Source organism: Pseudomonas sp. S2_H10, assembly GCF_054668285.1.
In genome coordinates this window covers 4,366,103-4,378,754 of record NZ_CP162754.1, presented here as the reverse complement: position 1 = coordinate 4,378,754, position 12,652 = coordinate 4,366,103, and the positions used below count along the sequence as shown (strand labels likewise).

The 12,652-nt window shown below is 62.0% G+C and carries 10 protein-coding genes; 4 read left to right on the top strand and 6 right to left on the bottom strand.

Translation table 11 applies throughout. The features are described 5' to 3' along the window. The first annotated feature begins 50 nt into the window (after positions 1-50). Together AB4O16_RS19560 and AB4O16_RS19555 are read left to right on the top strand one after the other, a co-directional pair. A complete protein-coding gene (locus AB4O16_RS19560; protein WP_160389557.1) occupies positions 51-344 on the top strand; it encodes a hypothetical protein in 294 nt (97 codons plus the stop codon). A gap of 100 nt (positions 345-444) precedes the next feature. Beyond that, entirely contained in the window at positions 445-1,794 is a 1,350-nt protein-coding gene (locus AB4O16_RS19555; protein WP_160389558.1) for an MATE family efflux transporter, read from the top strand. 11 nt (positions 1,795-1,805) lie between these two features. Here the strand turns inward: AB4O16_RS19555 and AB4O16_RS19550 are convergent, their stop codons facing one another. The 6 genes from AB4O16_RS19550 to AB4O16_RS19525 form a co-directional block, all read right to left on the bottom strand. Continuing rightward, positions 1,806-2,606 carry a DUF4123 domain-containing protein gene (locus AB4O16_RS19550; RefSeq protein WP_460155582.1) on the bottom strand — a complete coding sequence of 267 codons (801 nt, stop codon included), beginning with the start codon at positions 2,604-2,606 and terminating at the stop codon, positions 1,806-1,808. Then, positions 2,603-3,913 (bottom strand): type VI secretion system Vgr family protein, encoded by a 1,311-nt coding sequence (locus AB4O16_RS19545; RefSeq protein WP_460155581.1) that lies wholly within the window; start codon positions 3,911-3,913, stop codon positions 2,603-2,605. Before AB4O16_RS19545 ends, AB4O16_RS19550 begins: the two co-directional genes overlap by 4 nt. Positions 3,914-4,145: 232 nt before the next feature. Beyond that, the gene (speA, locus tag AB4O16_RS19540; protein WP_160389561.1) at positions 4,146-6,059 is read right to left on the bottom strand and encodes an arginine decarboxylase; all 1,914 of its coding nucleotides are present in this window, start codon (positions 6,057-6,059) and stop codon (positions 4,146-4,148) included. A gap of 219 nt (positions 6,060-6,278) precedes the next feature. Continuing rightward, positions 6,279-6,650 carry a translation initiation factor Sui1 gene (locus AB4O16_RS19535; RefSeq protein ID WP_160389562.1) on the bottom strand — a complete coding sequence of 124 codons (372 nt, stop codon included), beginning with the start codon at positions 6,648-6,650 and terminating at the stop codon, positions 6,279-6,281. Positions 6,651-6,948: 298 nt separating this feature from the next. Continuing rightward, the gene (locus tag AB4O16_RS19530; protein ID WP_160389563.1) at positions 6,949-7,506 is read right to left on the bottom strand and encodes an NUDIX hydrolase; all 558 of its coding nucleotides are present in this window, start codon (positions 7,504-7,506) and stop codon (positions 6,949-6,951) included. A gap of 3 nt (positions 7,507-7,509) precedes the next feature. Beyond that, on the bottom strand, positions 7,510-8,577 hold the full coding sequence (locus AB4O16_RS19525; protein WP_160389564.1) for a DUF2333 family protein: 1,068 nt from the start codon (positions 8,575-8,577) through the stop codon (positions 7,510-7,512). A 403-nt stretch (positions 8,578-8,980) separates the two neighbouring features. On the opposite strand from AB4O16_RS19525, the gene gcbA reads away from it, so the two are divergent. Both gcbA and AB4O16_RS19515 read left to right on the top strand, forming a co-directional pair. Next, a complete protein-coding gene (gene gcbA, locus AB4O16_RS19520; RefSeq protein ID WP_160389565.1) occupies positions 8,981-10,651 on the top strand; it encodes a diguanylate cyclase GcbA in 1,671 nt (556 codons plus the stop codon). A gap of 53 nt (positions 10,652-10,704) precedes the next feature. Further along, positions 10,705-12,651, top strand: coding sequence for a methyl-accepting chemotaxis protein (locus AB4O16_RS19515; protein ID WP_460155580.1), 1,947 nt, complete (start codon positions 10,705-10,707; stop codon positions 12,649-12,651). Position 12,652 lies beyond the last annotated feature (1 nt).

Genomic DNA, 12,652 nt, shown 5'->3' with positions numbered 1-12,652 from the left:
CATGATCGACAGCCCAAGACTCGATTCTCTTCAATCAGGACACCCACTTCATGCAGGTAGAAGGTTTTTTCGAATGGCTCGGCCAGGTACTCGGCTCGGTCATCCGCTTCATCGTTGACGGCCTCGGTGGGCTGTTCAGTCTGTTGAGCAACGCCAGCAGCAATTTTGTCGAGGGCCTGTCCAGGGCACTGGGCATGGACACCTCGGTCGTCAGCATCGTGACCCTGATCCTCGGGCTGATCCTGCTGTGGTCGGCGATCCGCGCCTTTCTCAATGCATCGTTCATCATGGGGATCATCTGGTTGATGCTGGGGCTTTGGTTGCTCAGCTGGATCATTCACTGACACCAGCAATTCCTGTGGGAGCCGGCTTGCCGGCTCCTACATTGGAGCGCGGCATATCCGCAATGTGCCGCTACAATGCCCGCTCCCCCAAGGAGCCCGCATGTCCAACCTGACCGCCGACTGGCGCGACCGCCCTACCCATCGCCGGGTCTGGGCACTCGCCGCGCCGATGATTCTTTCGAACATTTCCGTACCACTGGTGGCACTGGTCGACAGCACCGTCATCGGCCACCTGCCCCACGCCCATCAACTCGGCGCCGTCGCGGTCGGCGCCAGCCTGTATACCTTCCTTGCCTGGGCCATGGGCTTTTTGCGCATGGGCTCCACCGGGTTCGCCGCCCAGGCGGCCGGGCGCGGGGATGGCGCGGCCTTGCGGCAGGTTCTGTTGCAAGGCCTGTTGCTCGCCTTCGGCCTGGCCGTGGTGTTGGGTGCGGTCGGGGTGCCGTTGAGCGGGGTGGCGCTGCACTTCATGCAACCCTCGGCGGAGCTCGGTCAGTTGACCCGCGAGTTCTTCCATATCCGCCTGTTTGGCCTGCCCGCCGCGCTGGCCAGTTATGCACTGGTCGGCTGGTTCCTCGGCACCCAGAATGCCCGGGCGCCGCTGGCGATTCTGCTGAGCACCAACCTGGTCAACATTGCCCTCAACCTGTGGTTCGTCCTCGGCCTGGAATGGGGCGTGGCGGGGGCTGCCCGGGCCTCGGTGATTGCCGAATGGACCGGTGCGCTGATCGGTTTGCTGATGACCCGCAAAGCCCTGCGCGCCTACCCCGGGCATATCGCCTGGGCGGCATTGGCGCTGTGGCAGAGTTGGCGACCATTGCTGGCGGTCAACCGCGACATCTTCATCCGCAGCCTGGCGCTGCAATCGGTGTTTTTCCTGATCACGGTGCAAGGCGCGCGGCTGGGCGACGCCACGGTCGCGGCCAATGCCCTGTTGCTCAATGGTTTGCTGCTGACCGCCCACGCCCTCGATGGCCTGGCCCACGCCGTCGAAGCGCTGTGCGGGCATGCCCTGGGCGCCCGCGACCGCGATGCGCTGCGCCGTTCATTGGTGGTGGCGGGTGGCTGGTCGTTGCTGGCGAGCCTGGGCTTTGCCGTGCTGTTCCTGTTCGCCGGGCATCTGTTCATCGAGATGCAGACCGACATTCAAAGTGTGCGCGACACCGCGTTCATCTACCTGCCCTACCTCGCCGTACTGCCGCTGATTGCCGTCTGGAGTTACCTGCTCGACGGCCTTTTCATCGGCGCCACCCGCGCCAGGGAAATGCGCAACGGCATGCTGCTGACCGTGGCGCTGGTGCTGCCTTTCGGCTGGGCATTGCAAGGCTTGGGCAACCATGGCCTGTGGACAACCTTTCTGTTGTTCATGCTGCTACGCAGTCTGACCCTCGGCGTGATCGCCTGGCGCCTGCGCCGTAACGATGGCTGGTTTGCCGGCAGCACTCACTGATCGGATCGACCTCATGACCAGGGTCGGTTGTTTTGCCACAGGTGACGCAAATTCTCGAGGCGTTCCTGTTGAGTCCTGCCCGGCAATGGCTGCATGGGCACGGCATCGGGGTACTGCAAGCGCAGCCATATCCAGCCATCAAGCACCGGCCGTTCGCTGAACCCCAACGCCAGTCCTTCCTGCACATGGGCCCACAGGCGGGAGAAATCGGCACCGGTGGATCGGTTCCAGCGCCAGGCATGCTGTTCGAGCAGACAGGTTTGCAGTTTTTCCCGTTGCCCGGCGCTGAGGCTCTCCTCGACCGCCAGCGGCCTGACCGCCAGCCGAGGGTTGGACAAGCGTTGCCAGCCCTCGCTTCCCGTTGCGCGATCCGCCCAACTGCCGCCGAACCAGCGCAACTGATGGATAGGCCCCAGCCAGCGACTCAGTTCAGCGGCATCGCAAGCATCGAAAAAATAGCTCGCCGTGATCGGGTTGTAATAGCTCAAAAGGGCCCGGTGCAGACCCAGCGTGACCGTGAGCATGCGCCGCAAATGCGCCAGCAACGACGCAACGCCGACCTCGCCGACCATCAGCAATCCGGGCCAGCGTTGTCCGTCGACGCTGCATAAATCGAGCAGTGCCGGGCAAGTGCGCAGGTCGACCAGGAGCGGTCCCTGCTCATGCAGCGCATGCCACTCCGTACCCTCGAACAATCCGGTGCAACGGGCCTGGGTAAACATCTGCCGAAATGCGACACCCGCCTGCGGCGTGCCCGGCACATCCAGCAACAGCCACTGCGGGGGTGCCTCGGGCGTGCGTGTGACGATCATGCTCCAGCGCTCTGGCCGAACTGCGTCGCCAGACGACAGGTGCACAACGCCTGTGCGCAATGGTTGAAGCTGCCGCCGCCGGGCAACAGGCACAACATCAGCAATGGCTCTGCCGAGCGCAACCATTGCTCGAGGCCTTCATCATGGCTGCACAAATCCGTGGGTGCATCGGTATCCGTCACCTCGATCGTTGCTGGCGCATGCAGCACCCCGGTTATCTGCGGCCGGTCGGGGTCGCCTTCGACAAAACTCACGACCAGCTCGGTTCCTGCAAGCAATGGCGAGAACGTCTCGGCCTGCAACGGCCCGGCCAATGGCAACCAACAGTGGCTGGGTGCCGCCCCTTCGCCCTGATAAAGCCAGTCGAACTGCACGGGTACCGGTCGTGTCGGGTCGGGGCCTGGTTCCGCGACTTCGACCACCCACGCCCGTTGCAGGCTGTGCATCTGTGGCTTGACCGTCGCACAGGGCGGCTCGAAAGTTGCCGGCCATTGCAGGGCACGGGCCTGATTGTGGTAGGTATCCTGGCTGCCCCAATGCTCAACGCGGGTCAACAACCAGAGGCGATTGCAATCGCTCACCGGATGACCGGACAACGGCATCAGCCGGCCGCTGCGCAATGACCCAAGGTCTGTCCGGCAATCGGCACACTGCGCCGCTGTCACAGCACTGCGCTGTCGTTCGAACTGCCGTACCGCCGGCCGACCGCCCTCGCTGCGAAAAACTGCCGGTTCGCCGGCCGGAAAGCGCTGCTGTTCATCCCCAAACACCACACAGTGCCCGCGGGCCCGGTGTTCGAAGTAGTAGTGAAGGCGTTCCTGGGCGCACAGTCGCTGGAGAAATTGCAGGTCTGACTCTCGATATTGCGTGCAGAAATCCTGGGGCGGGTAGTCACCGCTCAGCTCCAGGCGTCGATCCTTGCCGACAATGCCGTGCTCCTTGAGCACCTGGTCGATAATTTGCGGCACTGAACGGGCGCTGAAGATTCGCTGGCTGAAGCGCTGGTCCAGGCACGCCAGTCTTGGCCCCAGGCGCACCTGGCAGAGTCGGGGTCCCGAGGCATGGTCACGCTGGACGAGTTCCTGCAATTGTCCATGCACCGAGCTTGCGGCTGGCCCGAAATGCAATGAGGCCGGGCGGTACAACAAACTGGCAAGGTCAAGCACCGGGTCATCGATCAGCAGTTCCAGATCGAACACGAAGGGCTCGCTGATGGCTTCTCTACCGGTAAAGGCCAGGACCTCGAAGGAGTCGGGCAAACCTGCAACATCCAGACGAAATGACGGTTCGCTGACTGGATTGAACATCGGCGTTTCTCTACAGGAGGGGCGGCCGGGGATTCTCGCCGAGAGACATGACCGAGTAGAGTGCCGAAAGACAAATTAGGAAATGACCTACGCGAAAAGAAGACCAAATGCTGTGGTTAGTCGAGAACGCGGGAAATTTCGCTTGGAGTAGGAGAATCGCCGCACCAGGTCATCTGAAAATTCCGCGGCAAACGGTAAATTTTCAGACAACCTGATGAGCGTGACGCTTACCTCAGGAAGACAGGTAAGACGAACGGGTCAGCCCCAGGCGCAAGGCATCGAGGAACTGCGTGCGCTCGGTTGCGCTGATGCGGGCACTGGCGCACTTGTCGCGGTAGTGAGTCATCAGCTCCTCCGGCGACAAGTGCACGTAGCGCAGCATGTCTTCGATGGTGTCGTGGGTTTCGATACCGGCGTGGTACACGCTGCCGTCGGCGTTCTGGTAGATGTTCACCGAGTCGGTGTCACCGAACAGGTTGTGCATGTCGCCAAGGATTTCCTGATAGGCGCCGACCAGGAACACACCCAGCAAGTAGTCTTCACCTTCGTTCAGCGCGTGCACCGGCAAACTGGTTTCGATGCTCTGCTCGTCGACGTACTGGTTGATCTTGCCGTCGGAGTCACAGGTCAGGTCTTGCAGCACCGCACGACGCAGCGGCTCTTCGTCGAGGCGATGCAGCGGGATGATCGGCAGGACCTGGTCGATGGCCCAGGTGTCCGGCAGGCTCTGGAACACCGAGAAGTTGCAGATGTATTTGTCCGCCAGCTTGTCGTTGAGTTCGTCCAGCACCTGGCGGTGGGAACGCTGGCGCGCCTTCAGCGAGTTGTGCAGACGACGGCACACGGCGAAGTAGCATTGCTCGGCCAGGGCTTTCTCGGCCAGGGTCATCTTGCCGTCGGCGTACTGCGCTGCCACGTCGCTCATGTAGTGCGTGGCGCGCCAGTAGGTTTCGGTGACCATCTCGATGTCGGTCGGGCCCAACAGGTCTACCAGCCACTGCACGGTTTCCGGCAGCGCTTCCTTGTTCTCGATCTGCGGCACGTCGTCGTTGTGTTTCTCGACGTCGGTCACCTGGATCACCAGCATGGCGTGGTGCGCGGTCAGGGAGCGGCCGCTTTCGGAGAAGATGTTCGGGTGCGGCAGACTCTGCGCATCGCAGAATTCCTTGAGCATCCCGACCACAACACCGGCGTAATCGTCCATGTCGTAGTTGATCGAACTGGCGTTACGCGAGTGGGTACCGTCGTAGTCCACGCCCAGGCCGCCGCCGACGTCGATGTGGTCCACCGGCAGGCCGAGGTTGCGCAACTCGCCGTAGTAACGGATCGCTTCCTTGAAACCGTGCTGGTAGTCCGCCAGGTTGGCGATCTGCGAGCCCATGTGGAAGTGCAGCAGGCGAATTCCCTGGTCCAGGCCGGCCGCGCGGAAACGCTCGACCACCGACAGCAGTTGCGCCGCCGACAGGCCGAACTTGGATTTCTCGCCGCCGGTGTCTGCCCACTTGCTCGACGCCAGGGACGACAGGCGCACGCGCAGGCCGACCTGGGGCTTGACCTTCAGCGAGTTGGCTTCTTCGATCACCAGGCCGACTTCGGATTCTTTCTCGATCACGATAAACACGTTGTGGCCGAGCTTCTGGCCCATCAACGCCAGGCGGATGAACTCGCGGTCCTTGTAACCGTTGCAGACGATGGTGCCGCCCTTCGGCGCCAGTGCCAGCACCGCCAGCAGCTCTGGCTTGGAGCCGGCTTCCAGGCCGATGGAGACGTTCTGGGTGGCGATGATGTTCTCGATCACCGCTTCCTGCTGGTTCACCTTGATCGGGTACAGCGCGGTGTACTTGCTCTGGTATTCCAGACGCTCGATGTTGGCGTCGAACGCGCCGGTCAGCTGACGCACGCGGTCTTGCAGAATGTCCGGGAAGCGGACCAGCAACGGCAAGGACAGGCCGCTTTTGCGCAGCTGGTCGACTTGCTCGAACAGGTCGATAGGCGAACTGCTCGGACCGTTCGGACGAACTTCGACGCGACCGGCATCATTGATCGCGAAATACCCGGCCCCCCAATGGCGAATCCCGTAAACACTGCGGCTGTCCGCAACTGTCCATTGGCTGCCATCGTCTTTGCGTGTGCGTCGTACGGACATCGAAGTCCCCTATAAAGAAGTCATAGTGCGTCGCCTGGGTTCAGGCCGGCGCAGTCTAAAGAATGAAAATGACGGTTCGTCAACGAGGCAATAGACCCCGTCGACCGCAACGAGTTTAGAAACCGGTCATGAACAGGCTCTGTGAAAACCATGTGGGCGACGCCAGGCCTGAATGCCATCAGGACCGGATCAAGCCGAGGGTGGTTTTCACAGAGGCTGCTAGCCGCCGGACTTCTTCGCTTTGAAACCGGACTTGATCAGTTCTGCCAAGAGTAGCTCGACATGATCGCCCTGGATCTCGATGACACCGTCTTTCAGCGCCCCACCGGTACCGCAACGTTTTTTCAACGTCGTGGCCAGTTCCCTGAGCGCGTCTTCAGCCAATGGCACGCCGGTGATGGTGGTCACCGTCTTGCCGCCACGGCCCTTGCTTTCACGACGCACGCGCGCGATGCCGTCGCCGGCCGGGATAACGGTCTGTTTGCAGATGCAGGCGTCCACCGGTTTACTGCATTCCGGGCAATGACGACCTGCGTCGGTGGAAAATACCAGGCCGCCCAGGGCGGCGAAGGATGCGGCTTTTTTGGCCACCGGCAATCCTCTTCGGAGGACAAAGACTGGTCGCAGCACTTGGCAAGGCTATCGACCGCGAAGCCCCACTCAGGCAGGGGCAGCGCTACTGAAACGGTACAACATTCACTTCACTGTAGGAGCGAGCTTGCTCGCGATGAGCTCAAAGGCGACGCGTTCATTCTGGATGCCCGCGTTATCGTTGACGTCCATCGCGAGCAAGCTCGCTCCTACAGATGAAGCAATACCGGTTCAGTTTGAAAAGGTCGCGCAGTGTAACGGCAAAAACGCTGATTGCTAAGAGCCAATCAGCGCCAATTTATAGCTGTTTTGCGACGTTGCCTTGTTGAGCCTTCAGATAGCGCTTCAACGCCGCCAGCGAGTCCGGGCAATAAGGCTTTTGCCCGATTTCCAGCATGACCTGATCGATGGGGATAAAGCGCGCTTCAAGCACCTCTTCCGGTTGCAGGATCAACGGGCCGTCCCACACCGCCGAGAACGCCGAGCACCACAGGCGATTGCCGGTGTCCTCGAAGAAAAAGTGGTCATGGGCGGTCAGTTCCACGCCGCTCACGCCCAGCTCTTCCTCCAGCTCCCGGGCTGCCGATTCGGCATAGGTTTCAGTGGCGAGCACCATGCCGCCCGCCGCCACGTCCCAGTAGCCGGGATAGATTGCCTTGCTCAGGGTGCGGCGATGCACGCACAACTCGCCAGCGGAATTGAACAACATGATGTAGGTGCCGCGCCCGATCAGCCCGCGCTCGCGCAAGTCGGAACGGACCAGGGCGCCGAGCAGGTTGTCGTGCTCGTCGACCCAGGCGATCTGTTCGGCATCGGAAGCTGCGCGGTGCGCGGCTTCCCTGGTGTTATCGACCATGACTCAGCCCTGATTGAGCAGTTGACGCAAATCGATCACCGCCGCGTTGGCCCGGGAAATGTAGTTGGCCATGACCAGCGAGTGGTTGGCCAGCACGCCGAAGCCGCTGCCGTTGAGGATCATCGGGCTCCACACCGGCTCCTGCGACGCTTCCAGTTCACGAATGATCTGGCGCACGCTGACCGTGGCGTTCTTCTTGGCCAGCACGTCGGCGAAGTCGACTTCGATGGCGCGCAGCAAATGCGACAAGGCCCAGGCCTGGCCACGAGCTTCGTAGAACACATTGTCGATCTGCATCCATGGCGTTTCGACGATCTCTTCATCAACCTGCGGTGCCACACCCGGCGTCACCACCTCGGTCTTCAGCGCAGTGTTGAGCTTGACCCGGCCCACACTGGCCGACAGCCGTTGCGACAGCGAACCCAGACGGGTGCCGACATCCCCCAGCCAGTTGTTCAGGTTGTCGGCGCGGGCATAGAACAGCGCGCTTTTCTGGTTCGGATCGGACAGGCGCGCCTGATAGCGGCTCAGGGAATTGATGCCTTCCTGGTACTCGGACTCGCTGGATGGCAGCACCCAGCTTTTGTTGTCGAAGTTGAAACGCGGCTCGGCCTTGGCCAGGTCGGCGTCTTCGGCGGACTGCGACTGCGAACGGGCGAAGTCTTTACGCAATGCCCGGCTCAGGTCGCGGACCTGCACCAGCACGCCGTATTCCCAGCTCGGCATGTTGTCCATCCACAGGCCTGGCGGGAACCGGTCGTTGGAAATATAGCCGCCCGGCTTGGTCAGCAAAGTGCCGGCGACAGTCTTGAGGGTTTCCACCGTGGTGTAGCCGACGACCATCTGCCTGCCTTCTTTCTCGGCCGCCAGTTGTGCGGTTTGCTGGACCGGGAACAGCGCCGGCTCCTGGCTCCAGTACCAGCCCAGGACACTCGCCACCAACAGGTAGATGCCCAGCAGAGTGGCCAGCGCCCGGCTGAACAGCAGGCCGCCCAAATAACTGCGGGTCTCCGACTTGGGTTCAGCGGCACGTTCAGGCGCACTGCCTGTGCGGTTCTTCCAGTCCAGCATGGCGATTTCCTTTCAAGCTTTTGGGTTCAACGGTTCGACAACAACCATACAACAACGTGCCTTGGCCCGGCACCCGCCATTGCACCAATGTGGAAAATTACCGGGCTGGCGTCTAAGGGAATCCCTTAGCCCCCGAGACCCGGAAAGCCGGACTGATCAACACTGGCCAGCCCTGCGATGTCAGCCACGCTCCAACTGCCAACCCAAGTCGGTCAAGTGCCTTGATTAAAGCACTTCGCCCCCGCACACCGCGACTTTCAAGGCCAGAACAAGACCGACCGGTCACAAACTGAATGAGCTCGCATTACAGATTATTGACGTACAGCACTCATGTTACCGAAAAGTGGTGCTAGCATAGAGCCACCAGTCGACCTCAGTGTGCACCCTAACTAGTAGTCAGGATATGACCGAGCCAGAAGACCCCAGCCGCGAGCGCCTCAAGCACCACTTTGCCCAGCGGGTAATTCATCAGGCTCGTCAGATTCTTGAGATATGGCAGCGCCTGCAACGCAGCGAGTGGTCCACCGCCGACCTTTCGGAACTGAGCGAGGCCAATCTGCGCCTGCTGCGTTTCGCCGAGCGCTTCGAGCAACCGGAACACACGCAACTGGCGCGCCACATCGGCCTGTCCCTGGAGGCGGTGGACGCCAACCGCGGACGCCTGAGCAGCGGTCTGATCACCGACCTCAATCGCCTGATGCAGCGCCTGTCGCGCACCGGTTTGCGGCATGGCGACCAACTCGATCAGACCTTCCTGCCGCCGTTGCGCAAGCCCATCTATGTAATGCTGCAGGATCACGACCGCGCCGAGCGCCTGGCCAAGCAACTGGAGTTCTTCGGCCTCAGCGCCCAGTCCCTGGACAGCGTAGACGCGTTTCGCTCCTCGATGATCGAGCGCTTGCCGGCGGCGATTGTCATGGACGTGGATTTCAGTGGCGCCGGCGTCGGCCTGAAACTGGCTGCCGAAGCCCAGGAAGGCCTCGATCATCAGCTGCCGCTGTTGTTCTTCAGCCTGCACGAAACCGATACCCCGACCCGCCTGGCCGCCGTGCGCGCCGGTGGCCAGGAGTTCCTCACCGGCACCCTCGAAGCGTCGAGCCTGCTGGAGAAAATCGAGGTCCTGACCTGCGTCGCCCAGTACGAGCCTTATAAAGTGCTGATCATCGACGACTCTCGGGCCCAGGCCCTGCACACCGAACGCCTGCTCAACAGCGCCGGGATCGTCACCCGCACGCTCATCGAGCCGATCCAGGCCATGGCCGAACTGGCGGACTTCCAGCCGGACCTGATCATCCTCGACATGTACATGCCGGCCTGCACCGGTACGGAACTGGCCAAGGTGATCCGCCACAACGACCGCTACGTCAGCGTGCCGATCATCTACCTGTCGGCCGAAGACGACCTGGACAAACAGCTCGACGCCATGAGCGAGGGCGGCGACGACTTCCTGACCAAGCCGATCAAGCCCCGGCACCTGATCACCACCGTGCGCAACCGCGCAGCCAGAGCGCGCAACCTCAAGGCGCGGATGGTCCGCGACAGCCTCACAGGCCTGTACAACCACACGCACATCCTGCAATTGCTCGAAGACTGCTCGTTCCGCGCCCGCCGCGAGGACAAGCCGCTGAGCTTTGCCATGCTCGACATCGACCATTTCAAGCGGGTCAACGACAGCCACGGCCACCCCATGGGCGACCGGGTGATCAAGAGCCTGGCGCTGTTTCTCAAGCAACGCCTGCGCAAAACCGACTTCATCGGGCGCTACGGTGGCGAAGAGTTTGCCATTGTCATGCCGGACACCGACCTCGAAGCAGCGCACAACGTGCTCGATGAAATCAGGCAGCGCTTTGCCGAAATTCACTACCCCGCTCAACCCCAGGATTTGTGGTGCACCTTCAGTGCCGGGGTGGTCGAGCTGTGTGATGAGTCCGACAGCCTGTTGATGGCCAGTCAGGCCGATGAGGCGCTGTATCGCGCCAAACATGGTGGACGCAACCGCGTACAGGCCGCTCGTGCATCAAAGCAAAGTGCCACTTTTTTATCGGAATCGACCGATACAGTCATAACCCTGTAACAGAAACGCAATAACTTCAGGCACTTACCATTTCTGCCGTTGGTAGTCCGTAAATGCGCCTGAAGCTGCTGACCAATCTCAATACCCTCCTTCTGGTGGCCGTGTGCGTGGCCCTCGGCGCTACGCTGTGGTGGTCGCAAAAAGCCCTTGAGCGTCCGTATCTATTGATGGAGCGCTACCTGGGCCTGTCGCAGCAGTTTCAGAATGAGGTCGCCCGCAGCGTCGAGGATTACCTTGGCAGCGGCGATGCCCTGCGCCTGAGCAGTGCCGCCCAAGGTATCGCCAGCCTGCAAAAACAACTCGACGAATTGCCACCCGCCCTGGCCGAGACGCTGCGCCCCAGCCTGTCGACCCTTGAAGAATTCAGCAAGACCGACCTGCTGGCGGCCGGTAAACTGGCAGGCGATCCGCAGGCCCTGCTGCTGCAGGCCGAGCGCGAACTGGGCGCCAGTCTCGATCAGCTCAGCCAGTACGCCAGCGGTAATGCGGACTACCTGACGCCGCTGCTCAGCGCAGCGCAGCACCTGGGTAAATTGTCCCTGGCGCGGGACAAACTGGTCAGCAGCGGCCGCAGTGAACTGGCCGCCGATGTCGAACGTGAAGTAGCCAACATCCGCACCCAGGCTGAAAAACTGGACGCCCTGCCATTGCTGGGCGTGACCACCAGCAGCGAGTCGAATACCGACGATTTCGCCTCGATGATGGGCCTTGAGAACAAGGAAAAAACCGTCGCCGAAGATGCCGGCATCGGTCTCAAGCGCGAGCTCAACAGCCTGCTCAGCCGCTACCCGGCCGAGCTCTCGCGTACCCGCGATCAAATCCAGAAGCGTGCCGACCTCAGTAGCGCGACGCACTTGAAAATCGCCGAGGTTCAGCAAGCCATTGCCGGGCTGGAACCGGTGGTGCGCGCCCAGCACGGGCAGATCCAGGGTGAAGTGCGGCTGATGCAAGGCGTGATGATCGGCTTGATTCTGTTGATCGCCCTGCTGATCGACACCTTGCAGCGCAAACTCGCCCGGACCCTGACCAACCTCGCCCCGGCCCTGTCGACCTGGGCCGAAGGCGACTTCAGCCGCGACATTCAACTGGGCAACACCAACCGCGAGCTGCATGACATTGAAGCCTCGCTCAACCGCTTGCGCGCCTATCTGGTGGACCTGGTGGGGACCATTCGCCGCAACGCCGAACAAGTGGCCGGCAGTAGCCGCACCTTGGCCGACCTCAGCAACGACTTGCACAGCGGAGCCGAGCATCAGGCCGGCGACACGGCACTGATCCGCGATTCCCTCAGCGAACTGGAAGCGACCATTCAACAAGTCGCCGGGGATGCCAGCCAGGCCGCCGACGCCAGCCGCCACGCGGGCCTGGCCGTGGAGCATGGGCAGAAAGTCATCGGCCTGAGCCTCACCGGCCTGCATGCGCTGGTGGATGAAGTGCAAGGCAACGCACAAATGATCGAACACCTGGCCGAAGAGTCGGCGACCATCGGTGGCGTGTTGACGGTGATCCGCTCGATTGCCGACCAGACCAACCTGCTGGCCCTGAACGCAGCCATCGAAGCGGCCCGGGCCGGGGAGATGGGCCGCGGCTTTGCCGTGGTGGCCGAAGAGGTGCGCTCACTGGCGCAGCGGACCGCCGGGGCCACGGCAGAAATCCAGACACTGATCGCGGGGCTGCAAACCGCCGCGCGGCAATCGGTGGAAGGCATGCGCGCCCAGGTCGAACACGCCGAAGCCACGGCCAACCAGGCCCAGGCCGCCGATGGTGCGCTGGATAAAATCGTCGGGGCGATCCAGACCATTTCCGACACGGCCGTGCGCATCGCCGATGTCACGGCCCAGCAGAGCGGCGCTGTCAGCGAGATTCGTGACCACAGTGAGCGGATTCACCAGTTGGGCGGGGATAACCTGCTGCGCATTGGCGAAGGCCGTGAGCAGGGAGAAAATCTTCTGGTGCTGGGTGGTCGATTGCATACAGCCGTTCAGGCTTTTCGCGTCTGAC